The sequence below is a fragment of the Streptomyces sp. NPDC048612 genome, from assembly GCF_043199295.1.
Taxonomy (GTDB): domain Bacteria; phylum Actinomycetota; class Actinomycetes; order Streptomycetales; family Streptomycetaceae; genus Streptomyces.
Genome location: NZ_JBICVV010000019.1, coordinates 84,271 through 101,693, shown reverse-complemented (window position 1 = coordinate 101,693; position 17,423 = coordinate 84,271). Strand labels below are relative to the sequence as shown.

13 protein-coding genes are annotated in these 17,423 nt (G+C 69.7%); 6 read left to right on the top strand and 7 right to left on the bottom strand.

The annotated features are described in order from the left end of the window. The first annotated feature begins 66 nt into the window (after positions 1-66). The 4 genes from ACGFN2_RS25810 (at position 67) to ACGFN2_RS25795 (ending at position 5,186) form a co-directional block, all read left to right on the top strand. The gene (locus tag ACGFN2_RS25810) at positions 67-1,866 is read left to right on the top strand and encodes an ABC transporter substrate-binding protein (RefSeq protein ID WP_362605479.1); all 1,800 of its coding nucleotides are present in this window, start codon (positions 67-69) and stop codon (positions 1,864-1,866) included. Positions 1,867-1,980: 114 nt separating this feature from the next. Then, on the top strand, positions 1,981-2,952 hold the full coding sequence (locus ACGFN2_RS25805; protein WP_362605481.1) for an ABC transporter permease: 972 nt from the start codon (positions 1,981-1,983) through the stop codon (positions 2,950-2,952). A gap of 11 nt (positions 2,953-2,963) precedes the next feature. Further along, positions 2,964-4,025, top strand: coding sequence for an ABC transporter ATP-binding protein (locus ACGFN2_RS25800; protein WP_362605483.1), 1,062 nt, complete (start codon positions 2,964-2,966; stop codon positions 4,023-4,025). A 12-nt stretch (positions 4,026-4,037) separates the two neighbouring features. Further along, complete coding sequence (locus ACGFN2_RS25795) at positions 4,038-5,186, top strand: dipeptide ABC transporter ATP-binding protein (RefSeq protein ID WP_362605485.1); 1,149 nt, start codon at positions 4,038-4,040, stop codon at positions 5,184-5,186. Between the two features lie 132 nt (positions 5,187-5,318). On the opposite strand, the gene ACGFN2_RS25790 is transcribed toward ACGFN2_RS25795, so the two are convergent. The 7 genes from ACGFN2_RS25790 to ACGFN2_RS25760 all read right to left on the bottom strand — a co-directional run bounded on the left by ACGFN2_RS25790 (position 5,319) and on the right by ACGFN2_RS25760 (position 15,750). Beyond that, a complete protein-coding gene (locus ACGFN2_RS25790; protein WP_393364332.1) occupies positions 5,319-6,383 on the bottom strand; it encodes an ABC transporter ATP-binding protein in 1,065 nt (354 codons plus the stop codon). Further along, positions 6,370-7,398, bottom strand: a complete 1,029-nt coding sequence (locus tag ACGFN2_RS25785) for an ABC transporter ATP-binding protein (protein WP_393364329.1) — start codon at positions 7,396-7,398, stop codon at positions 6,370-6,372. The genes ACGFN2_RS25790 and ACGFN2_RS25785 overlap by 14 nt, the downstream gene beginning before the upstream one ends. 11 nt (positions 7,399-7,409) lie before the next feature. After that, positions 7,410-8,402, bottom strand: a complete 993-nt coding sequence (locus ACGFN2_RS25780; protein WP_362605490.1) for an ABC transporter permease — start codon at positions 8,400-8,402, stop codon at positions 7,410-7,412. After that, the gene (locus ACGFN2_RS25775; RefSeq protein ID WP_362605492.1) at positions 8,395-9,318 is read right to left on the bottom strand and encodes an ABC transporter permease; all 924 of its coding nucleotides are present in this window, start codon (positions 9,316-9,318) and stop codon (positions 8,395-8,397) included. Before ACGFN2_RS25775 ends, ACGFN2_RS25780 begins: the two co-directional genes overlap by 8 nt. A 40-nt stretch (positions 9,319-9,358) precedes the next feature. Beyond that, positions 9,359-10,978 carry an ABC transporter substrate-binding protein gene (locus ACGFN2_RS25770; protein ID WP_393364324.1) on the bottom strand — a complete coding sequence of 540 codons (1,620 nt, stop codon included), beginning with the start codon at positions 10,976-10,978 and terminating at the stop codon, positions 9,359-9,361. A 302-nt stretch (positions 10,979-11,280) separates the two neighbouring features. Continuing rightward, positions 11,281-13,185, bottom strand: coding sequence for a translational GTPase TypA (gene typA / locus ACGFN2_RS25765; protein WP_362605495.1), 1,905 nt, complete (start codon positions 13,183-13,185; stop codon positions 11,281-11,283). Positions 13,186-13,368: 183 nt separating this feature from the next. Next, positions 13,369-15,750, bottom strand: a complete 2,382-nt coding sequence (locus tag ACGFN2_RS25760; RefSeq protein WP_393364435.1) for an ABC transporter family substrate-binding protein — start codon at positions 15,748-15,750, stop codon at positions 13,369-13,371. A 428-nt stretch (positions 15,751-16,178) separates the two neighbouring features. Here ACGFN2_RS25760 and ACGFN2_RS25755 point away from each other — a divergent pair, with 428 nt between their 5' ends. Together ACGFN2_RS25755 and ACGFN2_RS25750 are read left to right on the top strand one after the other, a co-directional pair. Next, a complete protein-coding gene (locus tag ACGFN2_RS25755) occupies positions 16,179-16,478 on the top strand; it encodes a hypothetical protein (protein ID WP_362605497.1) in 300 nt (99 codons plus the stop codon). Positions 16,479-16,592: 114 nt separating this feature from the next. Then, complete coding sequence (locus ACGFN2_RS25750; protein WP_362605499.1) at positions 16,593-17,420, top strand: hypothetical protein; 828 nt, start codon at positions 16,593-16,595, stop codon at positions 17,418-17,420. Positions 17,421-17,423 lie beyond the last annotated feature (3 nt).

Here is a 17,423-nt window from a genome sequence, read left to right as displayed (position 1 = left end):
GGGCTCTGACCGGATGCGTCCGACAGCACTACTGGACACCAACTGACAGGCAGGTGCTTGGACCCAATGAACGCTCAATCTACGCGCAGAGCACGCGCGGTGATCGTGGCCCTGGCGGCCGGTTCGCTCGCGCTCACCGGTTGCAGCAGCGGCGGCAGCAACGGCAAGGACAACGCCCAGACGGACAAGGACGCCGCCTCGCAGTCGAAGGCGGTGCCGCTCGGCACGGCCGCCGACTCCACCGGCCCGGCGGTCGCGGTCAAGGGCGCCAAGTCCGGCGGCACCATCCGTGTCTTCCAGCGGGACAGCTTCAACCACCTCGACCCGGGCCAGATGTACGTCAGCGACATGAAGGCGCTGTCGCAGCTGATCTTCCGCGGTCTGACCAGCCTCAAGCAGGACGACCAGGGCAAGGAGAAGGTGGTCGGCGACCTCGCCACCGACTCCGGCCAGATGTCCGACGGCGGCAAGACCTGGAAGTACACGCTCAAGGACGGGATCAAGTTCGAGGACGGCAAGCCGATCACCTCGAAGGACATCCGCCACACCATCGAGCGCACGTACGCCAAGTTCATCACGGACGGTCCCACCTACGTCCAGACCTGGCTGTCCGGTGCGGGCACCACGTACCGCAAGGCGCTGCCGGACGGCCCGTACAAGGGTGACCACCTGCCCAAGACCGTGCTGGACACCCCGGACGACAAGACCATCGTCTTCCACTTCAAGCAGCCGCAGTCGCAGCTGCCGTACGCCCTGACCATGCCGGGCTACAGCGTGGTCCCCGAGGGCGCGAAGGACACCAAGGACAACTACGACGTCGCGCCCGTCTGCTCGGGCCCGTACAAGATCGCGTCCTTCAAGTCGGGCAAGTCCATGAAGCTGGTGCGCAACACCAACTGGGACCCGAAGACCGACGCGATGCGGCACCAGTACCCCGACGGGTACGACCTCACCTTCAACCACCAGGCCTCGGACTCCACGAAGCGCCTGATGGCCGACCAGGGCGAGTCCAAGGACGCGGTCAGCCTCACCAACGCGGTGGAGCCGACGCAGACCAAGCAGGTGCTCGACAACGAGAGCGCCAGCAAGCGCCTGGTGCAGGGCTACCAGCCCTACGTCTGGCAGATGAACTTCAACATGGACCGCATCAAGGACAAGCGGATTCGTGACGCGATCACCTACGCCCTGCCGAACGGCCAGATCGTCCGGGTCAACGGCGGCAGCTACGGCGGTGAGATCGCGGGTGGTCTGCTCGCCCCGACCGTCGCGGGCTACAAGAAGGGCTACGACCCCTACGGCAAGCTGAAGCACCCCAACGGTGAGCCGGAGAAGGCCAAGAAGCTCCTCAAGGAGGCCGGTGCGACGGGCAAGAAGCTCGTCTACGCCTACTCCAACACCGAGGCGCGCCAGAAGGAAGCCGTCGTCATCGAGGACGCGCTGACCAAGGCCGGCTTCAACGTGCAGAAGAAGGAGGTCGACGCCGCCTCCTGGTACGAGCAGATGGGCAAGGTCAAGAACGGCTTCGACATCTACATGACCGGCTGGGGCCAGGACTGGGCCGACCCGTCCACCGTGATCCCGCCGTCCTACGACGGCACCCAGATCCAGGACGGCGCCGCCAACTACTCGCACGTCAACGACAAGCACGTGAACTCCGAGATCGCCCGTATCTCGAAGATCACGGACGTCAACAAGTCGACCGCCGAGTGGCAGAAGCTGCACCAGTACATCGTGGAGAAGGTCAACCCGGCCGCGCCGGTCTTCTACACCAAGATGCTCCAGCTCTACGGCTCGAACATCGGCGGCGCCCGGTACAACACCGACGTCAGCTACCTCGACCCGAACACGCTGTTCCTCAAGAAGTAAGCACCTGCGAAGGCAGTCCGGAGAGCGCGCGCACGGCGGGGCGCGCGCCCTCCGGGGCCTTTCCCGCCACCCCTCACCCCACTGCCGCCGCCGTCCTGAGAGCAGCGAACTGTCATGCTTCAATTCCTATTTCGCCGGACGTTCGGCGCGGTCATCACTCTGGTCCTGCTGAGCGCCTTCACCTTCTTCGTGTTCTTCGCCGTGGGCGACCCCGCCCTGATGGCGTGCGGTAAGAACTGCACCGCTGACAACGTCGCCCTGATCCACCAGAACCTCGGGCTCGACAAGCCGCTCCCGACGCAGTACTGGGACTTCCTCTCCGGCATCTTCGTCGGCCGGGACTTCTCCGTCGGCCACTGCAGCGCCCCCTGCTTCGGCTACTCCTTCGCCACCAAGCAGGACGTCTGGGCGACGATGATGGACCGGCTGCCCACCACGGCGTCGCTGGCCATCGGCGGTGCCGTGGTCTTCCTGGCGATCGGTCTGGGCGCCGGCCTGCTCGCCGCCTGGAAGCGCGGCTCGATGCTGGACAAGACCGTCACCGGCGCCTCCATGATCCTCAGCTCGGTGCAGATCTACATCCTCGGGCCGATCGTGCTCGGCATCTTCGTCTACAGCGGCGTGATGGCCTCTCCCAAGTACGTCGACTTCACCTCGAACCCCGCCGGCTGGTTCATGGGCCTGCTGCTGCCGTGGCTCGTCATGTCGACGATCTTCACCGCGCAGTACACCCGTATGTCGCGCTCGACGATGATCGAGCAGCTCCAGGAGGAGCATGTCCGTACGGCCAAGGCCAAGGGCATGCCGGCGCGTTACGTCTTCATGCGCTACGCCTGGCGCGGCTCGCTGATCCCCATCGTCACCATCCTCGGCATGGACCTCGGCTCGCTGTTCGGCGGTGCCATGATCACCGAGTACACCTTCTCGCTGGCAGGCCTGGGCCGGCTGGCGATCAATTCCGTGACCACCCTCGATCTGCCCATGGTCCTGGGCGTGCTGATCTTCAGCGCCGCCCTGATCCTGGTGTTCAACATCATCGTGGATGCGACGTACGCCTTCATCGACCCGCGCGTGCGCCTGTCCTAGGAGAGCCTGAAGTGACCACACTCACCAAGACCGAGGACACGCCGGTCCCGGCCGGATCGGACCCCTTCCTCTCCGTCCGCGACCTGCACGTCCGGTTCTCCACCGAGGACGGCATCGTCAAGGCGGTCGACGGCCTCTCCTTCGACCTGGAACGCGGGCAGACGCTCGGCATCGTCGGCGAATCGGGGTCCGGCAAGTCCGTCACCAACCTCGCCGTGCTGGGGCTGCACAACCCCAAGAGCACCGAGATCTCCGGCGAGATCACGCTCGAAGGCGAGAAGCTGACCGGGGCCAAGGAGAAGACCCTGGAGAAGCTCCGCGGCAACAAGATGGCCATGATCTTCCAGGACGCGCTGACCGCGCTGTCGCCGTACTACACGGTCGGCCGGCAGATCGCGGAGCCGTTCATCAAGCACACCGGCGCCAGCAAGCGCGAGGGCCGGCAGCGCGCCATCGAGATGCTCACCAAGGTCGGTATCCCGCAGCCCAACCTGCGGGTCGACGACTACCCGCACCAGTTCTCCGGCGGTATGCGCCAGCGCGCGATGATCGCCATGTCGCTGGTCTGCAACCCCGAGCTGCTGATCGCGGACGAGCCGACCACCGCCCTGGACGTCACCGTCCAGGCGCAGATCCTCGACCTCCTCAAGGACCTGCAGCAGGAGTTCGGCTCCGCGATCATCCTGATCACCCATGACCTCGGCGTGGTCGCCAACACCGCGGACGACCTGCTGGTGATGTACGCCGGCCGGGCCGTGGAGCGGGGCTCGGTGAAGGAGATCCTCACCCAGCCCCGGCACCCGTACACCTGGGGCCTGCTGAGCTCCATGCCGCGGCTCTCCTCGGACGTCAGCGAGTCGCTGCACCCGATCCCCGGCTCCCCGCCGAGCCTGCTCAACCCGCCGTCCGGCTGCGCCTTCAACCCGCGCTGCGGATTCACCGGCGAGGTCGGCGGTGCCCGCTGCACCGACGAGCGGCCCCTGCTGGAACTGGGGCGCGCGGCCGCGTGCCATCTGAGCGCCGAGCAGAAGCAGACCCTCTTCACCGAGCAGATCAAGCCCCGGCTGGGCTAGGGAGCGACCACCATGTCAGAGAACGTCACCCTCCCGGCGCCGCGCGGCGCCGCGCCCGCCCAGGGCGAGCCGCTGCTCACCGCCGAAGGCCTGACCAAGCACTTCCCGATCTACGGCGGCTTCCCGTTCAAGCGGAAGGTCGGCGCGGTCAAGGCGGTCGACGGCGTCGACCTGACCGTGCACGCCGGCGAGAGCTTCGGTCTGGTCGGTGAGTCGGGCTGCGGCAAGTCCACCACCGGACGGCTGCTCACCCGGCTCATGGAGCCGACCTCCGGCAAGATCAGCTACGCCGGCCAGGACATCACCCACGCGGGCCGCAAGCAACTGGCGCCGATCCGCTCCGAGATCCAGATGATCTTCCAGGACCCGTATGCCTCGCTGAACCCGCGGCAGACGGTGGGCACCATCATCGGCGGCCCGATGGAGATCAACGGGATCAACCCGGCCGGCGGCCGGGAGAAGCGCATCCGTGAGCTCCTGGAGACCGTCGGTCTCAACCCGGAGCACTACAACCGCTTCCCGCACGAGTTCTCCGGCGGCCAGCGGCAGCGCATCGGCGTGGCCCGTGCGCTCGCCCTGGAACCGAAGCTGATCATCGCCGACGAGCCGGTCTCCGCGCTGGACGTCTCCATCCAGGCGCAGGTCGTCAACCTGCTCCAGAAGCTCCAGCGGGAACTGGGCATCGCGTTCCTGTTCATCGCCCACGACCTGGCGATCGTGCGGCACTTCAGCGAGCGGGTCGCGGTGATGTACCTCGGCAAGATCGTCGAGGTCGGCACCCGCGACGAGATCTACAACCGGCCGCGCCACCCGTACACCCACGCGCTGCTCTCGGCGGTGCCGGAGGCCAAGCTGGTGGAGGACGACGAGGAGGACCGCGAGCGCATCCGCCTCGCCGGTGACGTCCCCTCCCCCGTCAACCCGCCCTCCGGCTGCCGGTTCCGTACCCGGTGCTGGAAGGCGCAGGACAAGTGCGCCACGGAGGAGCCGCCGCTGGTCCGGATCGGCGGGAACGCGGACGGCCACCTCACCGCCTGCCACTTCCCCGAGGAGCCGACGACCGCGGCCCGGGACGAGGACATCGTGCTCGACCCGGCCCTGGCGGCCATGGAGGACGCGGCCCCGGCCGAGGAGTCCGGGGACACCGGCAAGACCGCGTAGCCCGGCGTCCCGCGCCACGGCCGGAGCCCGCTTCCCCCAGGGGAGGCGGGCTCCGTCGTTCAGCGCTCCGGGGGCCGCGCCGGCGCCCCGCCGGGCCCGTCGCCGCGTCGCCGCCCGGCCCGGTCCGTACGGCTACTCGCTCGGCACCACATGCCGCTCCTCCGCGAAGTGGCAGGCCGAGGCGTGCCCGGCAGGCCCCGCCGGCTCCCGGAGGCCCCCGGGCACCTCCAGGGGCGGTACGACCTCGGCGCACAGCTGCCGGGCCTTCCAGCAGCGGGTGCGGAAGCGGCAGCCGGAGGGCGGGTTCGCGGGTGAGGGGACGTCACCCGCCAGCAGGATGCGGTCGCGGTGGCCGCGGGCGTCCGGGTCGGGGACGGGCACGGCGGACAGCAGGGCCTGGGTGTACGGGTGCGTGGGGTGCCCGTAGATCTGCTCGTCGGTCCCGGTCTCGGCCAGCCGGCCCAGGTACATCACCGCGACCCGGTCGGAGATGTGGCGCACGACGGACAGGTCGTGCGCGATGAAGACGTACGACAGCGCGAAGTCCCGCTGCAACTGCTCCAGCAGGTTGACCACTTGGGCCTGCACCGAGACGTCCAGCGCGGACACCGGCTCGTCGGCCACGATGATCTCCGGGCGCAGTGCCAGGCCGCGGGCGATCCCGATGCGCTGGCGCTGGCCGCCGGAGAACTGGTGCGGATAGCGGTGGATGAACTCGGGGTTGAGCCCCACCACTTCCAGGAGTTCCTGCACCTTTCGGCGGCGGTCCCCCTTGGGGGCCGCCTCGGGGTGGATCTCGTAGGGCTCGCCGATGATGTCCCCGACGGTCATCCGGGGGTTCAGGGAGGTGTAGGGGTCCTGGAAGACCATCTGGATGTTGCGCCGTACGGCCTTCAGCGCCCGGTCCGAGAGGGTGCTGATGTCCTCGCCCCGGTACCGGATCTGACCGGCCGTCGGCCGCTCCAGGCCGACCAGCAGCTTGGCGACGGTGGACTTGCCGCACCCCGATTCCCCGACGATGCCCAGCGTCTCGCCCTGATGGAGGTCGAAGGACACCCCGTCGACGGCCTTGACCGCACCGACCTGCTTCCGGAAGAGCACCCCCTGGGTGAGCGGGAAGTGCTTGACCAGATCACGGACTTCCAGAATCGGGGTCCCGGCCCCGGGCGGCGGGCCGCCGCCGTCAGCGTGCGCCATCGAGCGTCTCCTTCCAGAAGTGGCACGCGCTGGCGCGGCCGGGGCCGGCCTCGTACAGCGGTGGCGGGTCGGTGCGGCAGATGTCCTGGGCCAGGGGGCAGCGCGGGTGGAAGGGGCAGCCGGGCGGGATGGCCGTCAGGCTGGGCGGGAGGCCCTTGATCGCGTACAGGCGGCGGCCCTTGCGGTCCAGGCGGGGGATGGAGTCCAGCAGGCCGCGGGTGTACGGGTGGGCGGGCGCCCGGTAGAGCTGGTGGACGGGGGCGGTCTCGACGATCCGGCCGGCGTACATCACCGCGATCGTGTCGGCGACGTCCGCGACCACGCCCAGGTCGTGGGTGATCAGGATCAGACCCATGGTCAGTTCGCGCTGGAGCTCGGCCAGCAGGTCCATCACCTGGGCCTGCACGGTGACGTCCAGTGCGGTGGTCGGCTCGTCCGCGATGATCAGCTCAGGGCCGAGGGCCAGCGCCATCGCGATCATGATGCGCTGGCGCATCCCGCCGGAGAACTGGTGCGGATAGTCCCCCACCCGCTCCCTGGCCGCCGGGATGCCGACCCGCTCCATCAGTTCCACCGCTCTGCCCCGGGCGTCCTTGCGGGACATCCCCTCGTGGACCTGGAACATCTCCCCGAGCTGGGCGCCGACGCTGACCACCGGGTTCAGCGCGGACAGCGCGTCCTGGAAGATCATCGCCATCTTCGCGCCGCGGACCCTGCGCCGTTCGTCCTTGCGCAGGGTGAGCAGATCGCGGCCCTGGAAGACGATCTCGCCGCCGGTGACGTATCCGGGCGGGGAGTCGAGGATGCCCATCACGGCCTGGGCGGTGACGGACTTTCCGGAGCCGGACTCGCCGAGCACCGCCAGGGTCTGCCCGGGCGCCACCCCGTAGCTGACGCCGTTGACGGCCTTGGCCACGCCGTCCCGGGTGCGGAACTCGACCCGCAGGTCCCGCACGTCGAGCAGGGGGGCCGTGCCGGCGCCGGCGGGCCGCGTGTCGTCGCTCGTCGTCGTCATCGTCCGGCTCCTCAGCGCAACTTGGGGTCGAGGGCGTCGCGCACCGCGTCGCCGAGCAGGATGAACGCCAGCACCGTGATGCTCAGCGCGCCCGCGGGCCACAGCAGCATGTGCGGCGCGCTGCGGATGTAGGGGGAGGCCGTGGAGATGTCGATGCCCCAGGAGACGGTGGGCGGCTTCAGGCCGGCGCCCAGGTACGACAGGGTCGCCTCCAGCGCGATGAAGGTGCCGAGGGCGATGGTGGCGACGACGATGACGGGGGCGACCGCGTTCGGCGCGATGTGCCGCAGCAGCAGCCGTCCGTTGCCCGCGCCCAGCGCCCGCGCGGCCTGGACGTAGTCGTTCTGTTTGGCGGTGACGACGGAGCCGCGGGCGATACGGGCGACCTGCGGCCAGCCGAGCAGCACGATGAAGCCGACGACCGGCCAGACCGTGGTGCTGGTGACCATGGAGAGGAAGACCAGGCCGCCGAGGATCACCGGGATGCCGAAGAAGATGTCGGCGAGCCGGGAGAGCAGGGTGTCGCCCCAGCCGCCGAAGAACCCGGCCGGCCCGCCCAGCAGGCTGCCGAGCAGCGCCGCACCGGTCGTGGCGCAGACGCCGACGGTGATGGACGCGCGGGCGCCGTAGACGACCCGGGTGTAGACGTCCCGGCCCTGGGTGTCGAAGCCGAAGGGGTGGCCGGGCTGCGAGCCCTGCTGGGCCTTGGCGAGGTCGGCGCGGTAGGGGTTGCCGGTGGCGATCAGCTGCGGCCAGATCGCGATGATCACCAGGAAGAGGATGACCAGCGCGGAGAGCACGAAGACCGGGTTGCGGTACAGGTCGTGCCAGGCGTCGCTCCACAGGCTGCGCGGCTTGCCGGTGGGCTCCCCGCCGGGTGGTCCGGCGCCGGGCGGGGCCGCGCCGGGCCGCCGCTCCAGCGACTCCGCCTCGCCGATGGCCAGCGCGGCGGACCCGCCGTCGCCGTGGCCGATGGCTTCCTTGGGCACGTAGGGCTCAGGCATAACGAATCCTCGGGTCGAGGACGGCGTACAGCAGGTCGACGAGGAGGTTCGCGAGGAGGAACACCAGCACGAGGATGGTCACGAAGCCCACGACGGTCGGTGAGTTCTGGCGCAGGATGCCCTGGTAGAGCTGGTATCCGACGCCGTGGATGTTGAAGATGCGCTCGGTGACGATGGCGCCGCCCATCAGGGCGCCGATGTCCGTGCCGATGAAGGTGACGACCGGGATCAGCGAGTTGCGCAACAGATGGCGGGTGATGACCCGGTGCCGGGGCAGGCCCTTGGCGAGGGCGGTGCGGACGTAGTCGGCGCGGGCGTTCTCCGCGATCGAGGTCCGGGTCAGCCGGGTCACGTACGCGAGCGAGACCAGCGCCAGCACCAGCCCCGGCAGCAGGAGTTCGTTCAGCGGCGCCTCGGGGGCGACGGACGGGGCGGCCCAGGCCCACTGCACCCCGAACAGGAGCTGCAGCAGATAGCCGCTGACGAAGGTGGGGATGGACACCACGACGAGGGTGAGGACCAGGACGGTGGTGTCGAGGTCCCGGCCGCGCCGGAGCCCGCTGGCGACGCCCAGCGCGATGCCCACCACCATCTCGATGACGAGGGCGACGAGGGTGAGCCGGAGGGTGACGGGGAAGGCGGAGGCCATCAGCTCGGTGACCGGCTGGCCGTTGAACGCGGTGCCGAAGTTCCCCTGGAAGATCTGCCCCATGTAGTGCAGGTACTGCTTCCAGAGCGGCTCGTCGAGGTAGAGCTCGCGGCGGATCTGGGCGGCGGTGGCGGGGTCGGGTGCCCGTTCGCCGAACATCGCGGCCACGGGGTCGCCCAGGGCGTACACCATGAAGAAGATGAGGAAGGTGCTGCCGAGGAACACCGGGACCATCTGGAGCAGCCGCCGGATCACATAGCGTCCCATGGAACACCGGCCTCTCTCGCCGCACGGCCCGTGGGCACGGTCAGTTGACCTTGATCTCGTTGTAGACCGGCACGCTGAAGGGGTTCAGCGAGACATTGCTGATCCGGTCCGAGTAGCCGCCGCTGCCGTTCTGGTACCAGAGCGGAATGGCCGGCATCTGGGTGGCGAGGATCTTCTCCGCGTCCTGGAAGGTGGCGACGGCCTGCCGCGGGTCGGTGTCCGCGTTCGCCTCGTTCACCAGCTTGTCGAAGGAGGCGTTGCTGAACTTTCCGTCGTTGGAGGAGGCGTTGGTGTAGTACAGCGGCTGAAGGAAGTTCTGGATCAGCGGGTAGTCCATCTGCCAGCCGGCCCGGAAGGGGCCGCTCATCCGCCTGGCGCTGATCTTGTTCCGGAAGTCGGCGAAGGTGCCGACGGGGGCGCCGACACATGCCTGGTCGTCTCCCAGCGACTTGTTGATGCTGTTGCAGATCGCGTCGATCCAGTCCTTGTGGGACCCGGTGTCGGCGTTGTAGGCGAGGGAGATGCTGCCGCCGGGGAGCCCGCCGCCCTCCTTGACCAGCTGTTTCGCCTGCGCCGGGTGGAACTCACAGGCCTCGCCGCACAGCCCGGCCCGGTAGCCGCCCTCCTCCCCCAGCACCGGTGAGGTCCAGTCCGTGGCGGGCGTGCGGGTCTTCTGGAAGATCTCCCGGGTGATCTGGTCGCGGTCGATCGCCATCGAGAGGCCGCGGCGCATCTTCTCCGCGCCCGGCCGCCCCCAGCGCTTGTCGTACATGGGAAAGGTGAGGGTCTGGATGATCCCGGCCGGCTGGTTGATGTAGCGGCCGCCGAGATCCGCCCGTACGTTCTTGAGCTGTGCGGCCGGAATGTCGTCGACCAGGTCGAGGTTGCCCGCCTGGAGGTCGGTGTAGGCGGTGTTGTTGTCCGTGTAGACCCGCAGGTCGATGCCGCCGTTGCGCGCCGGGTCGTCCCCCGGATAGGCGTCCCACTTCCGCATCCGCAGCACGGACCCCTTCTCGTAGGAGTCCACGGTGTACGGCCCGTTCCCGACCGGCTTGTCGATCCAGGCGTCGTGGTCGCGGAAGAACGACTGCGGCAGCGGCATGAAGGCCGAGTAGCCCAGCGTGTCCGGCCAGCTGGAGAACTTCTGGTTGAGCCTGACGGTGAAGGTCCGGTCGTCCTTCACCACCAGCCCCGACAGGGTCCTGGCCCGCGGGACGCCCTTGTCCGGGTGCACCTGCGCGAAGCCGTCGATGTACTGGAAGAACGGTGCGTTCTTCTGCTTGTTGGTCAGCAGCGCGCCGTAATTCCAGGCGTCCACGAAGGACTTGGCGGTGACCTTCTCCCCGTTGCTGAAGGTCCAGCCGTCCTTCAGCGTCACGGTGAAGTTCTGTGAGTCCGTGGTCTCGATGCGGTCCGCGATGACGTTCTCCGCGGCGCCGGTCTTCGGGTTGTAGCGCTTGAGCCCGCGGAACAGCATCTCCAGGACCTTGCCGCCCTGGACCTCGTTGGTGTTCGCCGGCTCCAGCGGATTCTGCGGATCTCCCCAGGAGGCGCTGACGACCCCGGAGCGGTTCGCGGCGCTCCCTCCCCCGCACCCCGTGGCCACGAGGGCGACGGTGACGGCGCACGCGCCCCACTTCGCGCACGTGGCTCTCCGCATGACGCCTCCTCAGCTCCGGGATCATGCCTAGGGCCACATAAGACCGCACAGCGGGAGGTACCGCACTCCGGCGGCGTGCGCCACTGCTCCGGAAACCTGAGAAACCCCTCGGATGCCCGATCGGGGAGGAAACGGGGGCGCCCCGGGGAGCCCCCGGAGACCCCTCTCTGTGAGACACGGACGCCACCGCGAACCGCCGGCCACTGACAACACGGCCGCGGAACGGCCCCCGCACGGCGATGGGGCGCCCCTCACACGGAGGGACGCCCCATCAGAGCCTGCCGGAGTACCGGCGGAAGCCGTTACCGCTTCGCGCGGGAAGCGGTGCGGCCGCGCTCCTTGTGGTCCAGGACGACCTTGCGGATGCGCACGGCCTCCGGGGTCACCTCGACGCACTCGTCGTCGCGGCAGAACTCCAGGGACTGCTCCAGCGACAGCTTCCGCGGCGGCACGATCGCCTCGAACGAGTCGGCCGAGGAGGAGCGCATGTTGGTGAGCTTCTTCTCCTTGGTGATGTTCACGTCCATGTCGTCGGCGCGGGAGTTCTCGCCGACGATCATGCCCTCGTACACCTCGGTGCCGGGCTCGGTGAACAGCACACCGCGCTCCTGGAGGTTCGTCATCGCGAAGGCGGTGACGGCACCGGAGCGGTCGGCGACCAGGGAGCCGTTGTTACGGGTGGTGAGCGTGCCGAACCACGGCTCGTGGCCCTCGTGGATCGAGTGCGCGATGCCGGTGCCGCGGGTGTTGGTCAGGAACTCCGTACGGAAGCCGATCAGGCCGCGGGACGGGACGACGAACTCCATGCGGACCCAGCCGGAGCCGTGGTTGGACATGTTGTCCATCCGGCCCTTGCGGACACCCATGAGCTGGGTGACGGCGCCCATGTGCTCCTCGGGCACGTCGATGGTCATCCGCTCGACGGGCTCGTAGGTCTTGCCGTCGACCTGCTTGGTGACCACCTGCGGCTTGCCGATGGTCATCTCGAAGCCCTCACGGCGCATCTGCTCGACCAGGATGGCCAGCGCCAGCTCACCGCGGCCCTGCACCTCCCAGGCGTCGGGGCGCTCGGTCTCCAGGACGCGCAGCGAGACGTTACCGATCAGCTCCCGCTCCAGGCGGTCCTTGACCTGGCGGGCGGTGACCTTGCGGTCCTTGACCGCGGCCTTGGCGTCCGCGCCCTTGCCGGTGCCGCCCCGGCCGACCAGCGGCGAGGTGTTGGTACCGATGGTCATGGAGATCGCCGGCTCGTCGACCGTGATCAGCGGCAGCGCGACCGGGTTCTCCGGGTCGGCCAGGGTCTCGCCGATCATGATGTCGGGGATACCGGCGACGGCGCAGATGTCACCGGGGCCTGCCACCTCGGCGGGCTTGCGGGTGAGCGCCTCGGTCATCATCAGCTCGGTGATGCGGACGTTGGCGATGCTGCCGTCACGCTTGATCCACGCGACGTTCTGGCCCTTGCGCAGCTCGCCCTGCTCGACCCGGAGCAGCGCGATACGGCCGAGGAAGTTGTCCGCGTCCAGGTTGGTGACGTGCGCCTGGAGCGGGGCCTCCGCGTCGTACTGCGGGGCGGGGACCGACTCCAGGAGCGTGGTGAAGAACGGCTCCAGGTTGGTGCTGTCGGCCGGGACGGTGCCGTCCTCCGGCTTGGTCAGCGACGCGACGCCGTCACGGGCGCAGGCGTAGACGATCGGGAACTCGATCTGGTCCTCGTCCGCGTCCAGGTCCAGGAACAGGTCGTAGGTCTCGTTGACGACCTCGTCGATCCGGGAGTCGGGGCGGTCGGTCTTGTTGATGCACAGGATGACCGGCATCCGGGCCGCGAGGGCCTTGCGGAGCACGAAGCGGGTCTGCGGCAGCGGACCCTCGGAGGCGTCGACCAGCAGGACGACCGCGTCGACCATCGACAGACCGCGCTCGACCTCGCCACCGAAGTCGGCGTGGCCGGGGGTGTCGATGATGTTGATCGTGATCGGGTCCCCGCCGTCCTTGGGGTGATATTTCACCGCCGTGTTCTTGGCGAGGATCGTGATGCCCTTCTCACGCTCCAGGTCGTTGGAGTCCATCATCCGGTCGTCGAGCTTCTCGGCGGCGTGCTCGGCGAACGAGCCGGCCTGCTTGAGCATGGCGTCGACGAGGGTGGTCTTCCCGTGGTCGACGTGGGCGACGATGGCAACGTTACGAATGTCGTGACGGGTGGGCATACTGGCGGCGCTTCTCCCGGAATCGTGGGTGGCGACGCGGCCATCCGGCACGCGCGCCCGCCGGGCATAACGAAGCCACGGCCTCACCCCATCGTACGGGGCCGCGGCGGCAAGGGCCGCCGCGGCCCGTACATATGCGCTATGACCTGCGGTTTCTTACTCTATATCCGCCTGCGCGGCACCCTACTTCTGGTAGCCGATGTCCTGGAAGCGGGGGGTGGCGAAGCCGAAGGCGCCGACGTTGGCGAGCGACTTCTTCGTCGCCACCAGCTCGGGCCGCTGGTAGAGCGGGACCGAACCGGCGGCCGCCCAGATCCGGGCGTCGGCCTGCGCCACCAGGGTGTGCGCTGCGCCCTCGTCCAGCTCGGAGGCGGCCTGGTCGAAGAGCTGGTCGATGTGGTCGGTGCCGACCCGGGTGTAGTTCTGCTCGACGGTCAGCGAACCGTCGGGCGCGGGCTGCGGCTTGGCGTAGATCGGGCGGGCGTCGGTCGCCGGGTAGGCGGTGCCGGGCCAGGAGTACAGCGCCAGGTCGTAGTCGCCGGAGGCGATGTGGTCCTGGAAGTAGCTGGCGTCGGAGACCCGCTGGAGGGAGGTCTGGACGCCGATCTTGCCGAGCATCGAGGCGATCCGCCGTCCGACGGTGCGCAGCTGCTCGGAGCCGGCGCCGTCGGGGAGCACGAAGCGCAGGGTGAGCGGCTTGCCGTTCTTCTTGACGGCGGCGATCCGGGACGTCTTGCCGTCGGCCGGCTGCGGCGCGGCCACCGCGTCCCCGGCGCGCTCCACGGCGGCGTGCCGGGCGCCCGGGTGCCCGCCGGACCCCGGCAACTGCCGGGCCTGCCCGGTCTCGATCATCTCGGCCGCGCCGAGCGACTCCGCCGCCCGCTTCTTGTACCGCTTGTACCTGTCGTACGCCCGGGACCCGGTGTCACCGTCCGCTTCGGCCTTCTCACTGGCGGCCGCCTGCTTGTAGAACGAGGCGCTCTGCCGCAGCAGCGCGGACTGCTGGACCTCCGAGCCGACCGCGCCGGTGAAGGACAGCGGGGCCTCGGCGGCGGCGGGCCGGTCGCCCCGGCCGGGCGCGGCGGCGTGGACCCGTCCGGCACGGCCCGGGTTCCGGTCGTCGGAGCCGGTGTCCGCCCGGTCGTCCGCGGACTCGTCCCCGTACCCGTCGTCCCCGTACCCGTCGTCGGCGTACCGGCCGTCCGACCGCTCGTCGCCCTCGTCGGACGACCGCCCGTCGGGTCCCGGCGCGCCCGCCTGCTGGCGGTCGGCGCCGTCACTCTTCCAGCCGGCGTCCGCGAGGAGCGCCTTGGCCGCCCCGGCGTCCTGCTCGCCGAGCGCGGCGCTGTGGTCGGCGTAGCCGTACTGCCCGGCCATCAGCAGATGGCTGCCGAGCGCCTTGGACGGCAGGTCGAGCGGCTTGAGGACGGTGTCGGCGAGCGCCTGCCGGTCGAGGGCGCGGGCCACCGCCCGGCGCACCCGGTCGTCGGCCAGCGGCCCGCTGCTGCCGTTGAGGGCGAGCTGGGTGTAGGCGGGCTCCAGCGCCTTGCGGATGGTGTAGCCGCGCAGTGCGGAGTTCTCCGCGGGGGCGGCCTTGGCGCCGGCCCGCTTCCCGTCGCCCTGCGGGCCGGCGTTGCCGTCGGCGGGCGCGTGCGGGCCGGGGCCGGCCCGCCGGGCGGAGGCCACCCGCTTCGCGGCGACCTGGTCGACCGCGGCGACGTCGACGCTGCCGTCGGCCAGCGCCGCGGCCCGCTTGTCGCCGGGCAGCGACTGCAGCACGATCCGCTTGAGCTTGGCGGTGTCGCCCCACCACTTCGGATTGCGGGCGAGGACGACGCGTCCCTCCTTGGCGTCCCGCTTCTGGACGAGGAACGGGCCGGCGCCGACCTTGAGCTGCTCCCGTGCGCCGTCGTTGAAGGCGTCGGCGCTGCCCATCACGCTCTTGGGGTAGAGCGGCGTGAACAGGGACCGCCAGTCGGCGTAGGGGCGGGCGAAGGTGACCTTGACCTCGCGGGCGTTCGCGCCCTGCTCGACCTTGCCGATCCGGTCGTAGCCGGCGTTGCGCGCGGTCCAGTACGCGTTGTCCTTGCCGCGCAGCGCGGTCCACTGGGCGACGAAGTCGGCGGCGGTGACCGCCCGGCCGTCGCTCCACCGCGCCTTGGGGTTGATCTTGTACGTGACGACCTGCTTGGGGTCACGGGCGCTGACGTCCGCGGCGTCGAGGAAGTCGGCGTTGCGCTGCGGCCTGCCGCTCGCGTCGATGGTGAACATGCTGGGCAGCACCGCACCGGCGATCCGCGCGGTGGTCGCGTCGGCGTCGGACTGGAAGGCGTTGAGGGTGCCGGGCATCGCGTCGACGGCCCAGCGCAGGGTGCCGCCGTTCTTCAGCTCGCCGCGGGGTGCCGGGGCGATGTCCTGGGACGCCGCGGAGGACGCCCCCCGGCCGTCCTCACTGCATCCGGCCAGGGCCGGCAGCGGGAGCAGCGCCCCCGCCGCGATGAGCGCGGCACAGCGGCGTCTGCGGCACACCGCGCGGCGGCCTGCGGGGTGGTCGTGGTCGGTCATGACGGTTACCTCCGGGCTCGCCCGCGCCGCGCCGAGCGCCGCCTCGGGCTGACCGGCGCACCACGTTCGGCCGACTTTGCGGCTCATCACATCTATGGCTCCCCTACTGAAAGCGACCGCGGCCGGACCGGCGACCCGACACGGCGGCCACCGCGCCAAGGCCACCCGCCCGGCCCAACATCCGGCCCCCGGAGCACGTCACGACGGGGTTCGCAGGGGGTTCACCAGGGGTTCACGGGGGTGCGGGCACCGCTCCGCCCCGCCCTCTCCCGTAACCGCGTTCGACCTACGCCGAGGCGCATGGTTGCCGAAACGCACCGGTTCGAGTCGTAATCACGCTGGACCCCTTCCCAACCCCTACTGTGACGCGCGACACTCTCGGGCGCATGAGATCGCCCACCACACCTTCAAAAGTGAGGGCACGTTATATGTCCCTTCAGGACGCAATGACGGCGGTTGAGCGCAACGTGGACGACCTGGTCCGGTCGGTGGGAAAACTGGAGACGCAGCTCGGCGCCGGCCTGGACATCCGCCGGGTCCGTACGGACACCGACCATCTGCGCGAGAGTCTCACCCTGCTGAAGCAGAGCGTCGCGGCCGCTCCCCCCGCGCACCGGCGCACGCCCGAGGCCGAGATGGTGCCGATCTCCGACGCCCCCTACAACTCCGCGCTGTGGACCGACGCCCAGGACGAGGGTCTCGGCTGCCGGAACGGCCACGCGCCCTAGGGGAGAACCCCTGGTGGAGGCCCCTTAGGGGGTGGCTTCGCCCCACTCAGACCCCTACCCCGTTGCCGCCCCGGTGGAAGCATCCGGCCGGAGCGCCCTTCACGGAGACCGACGTTGGCCACTGGCACCGAACCCTCCTCGCACGCGGGCGCGACCGGCGTGCACAGCGCCTCGCGCGCCGCCATCCCCGCCCGTCATCTGCGCACCGACCGCTGGTGGCTGGCGCCGGCCTGCACCGCCGCCGGGCTGCTCGCGTTCATCGTCTACTCGACCTGGCGGGCCTTCTCGAACGCCGACTACTACGCCGCGCCCTATGTCTCGCCGTTCTACTCGCCGTGCCTGGCGGAGAACTGCCACACCATGCGCGGCGGCCCCAACTGGGAGATCTTCGGCAGCTGGTGGGGCCTGTCCCCCGCGTTGCTGATCCTGATCTTCCCGCTGGGCTTCCGGCTGACCTGCTACTACTACCGCAAGGCCTACTACCGCGGCTTCTGGGCCTCGCCGCCGGCCTGCGCGGTCGCCGAACCGCACAAGAAGTACACCGGTGAGACCCGCTTCCCGCTGATCCTGCAGAACATCCACCGCTACTTCTTCTACTTCGCGATCCTGGTCGCCGGCGTGCTGACGTACGACACCGCGCTGACCTTCCGCGACGAGAACTACGCCTGGGGCCACATGGGCCTGGGCACCCTCGTCTTCCTCGTCAACATCGTGCTGATCTGGGCGTACACCCTGTCGTGCCACTCCTGTCGGCACATCGTCGGCGGCCGGCTGCGGCACTTCTCCAAGCACCCGGTGCGCTACCGGCTGTGGGGCTGGGTCGGCAAGCTCAACGCGCGGCACATGCTGCTCGCCTGGGCCTCCCTGATCAGCGTGGCCGTCGCGGACTTCTATGTCTTCCTGCTGGCCAGCGGGGCGTTCGCGGACCCGCGCTTCTTCTGACGA

Excerpts from the sequence above, each read along its gene's own strand:
- ACGFN2_RS25810 (WP_362605479.1), top strand. The coding sequence starts at position 67 with ATGAACGCTCAATCTACGCGCAGAGCACGCGCGGTGATCGTGGCCCTG.
- ACGFN2_RS25805 (WP_362605481.1), top strand. The coding sequence starts at position 1,981 with ATGCTTCAATTCCTATTTCGCCGGACGTTCGGCGCGGTCATCACTCTG.
- ACGFN2_RS25795 (WP_362605485.1), top strand. The coding sequence starts at position 4,038 with ATGTCAGAGAACGTCACCCTCCCGGCGCCGCGCGGCGCCGCGCCCGCC.
- ACGFN2_RS25790 (WP_393364332.1), bottom strand. The coding sequence starts at position 6,383 with ATGGCGCACGCTGACGGCGGCGGCCCGCCGCCCGGGGCCGGGACCCCG.
- ACGFN2_RS25785 (WP_393364329.1), bottom strand. The coding sequence starts at position 7,398 with ATGACGACGACGAGCGACGACACGCGGCCCGCCGGCGCCGGCACGGCC.
- ACGFN2_RS25780 (WP_362605490.1), bottom strand. The coding sequence starts at position 8,402 with ATGCCTGAGCCCTACGTGCCCAAGGAAGCCATCGGCCACGGCGACGGC.
- ACGFN2_RS25775 (WP_362605492.1), bottom strand. The coding sequence starts at position 9,318 with ATGGGACGCTATGTGATCCGGCGGCTGCTCCAGATGGTCCCGGTGTTC.
- ACGFN2_RS25770 (WP_393364324.1), bottom strand. The coding sequence starts at position 10,978 with ATGCGGAGAGCCACGTGCGCGAAGTGGGGCGCGTGCGCCGTCACCGTC.
- typA (WP_362605495.1), bottom strand. The coding sequence starts at position 13,185 with ATGCCCACCCGTCACGACATTCGTAACGTTGCCATCGTCGCCCACGTC.
- ACGFN2_RS25760 (WP_393364435.1), bottom strand. The coding sequence starts at position 15,750 with ATGACCGACCACGACCACCCCGCAGGCCGCCGCGCGGTGTGCCGCAGA.
- ACGFN2_RS25755 (WP_362605497.1), top strand. The coding sequence starts at position 16,179 with ATGTCCCTTCAGGACGCAATGACGGCGGTTGAGCGCAACGTGGACGAC.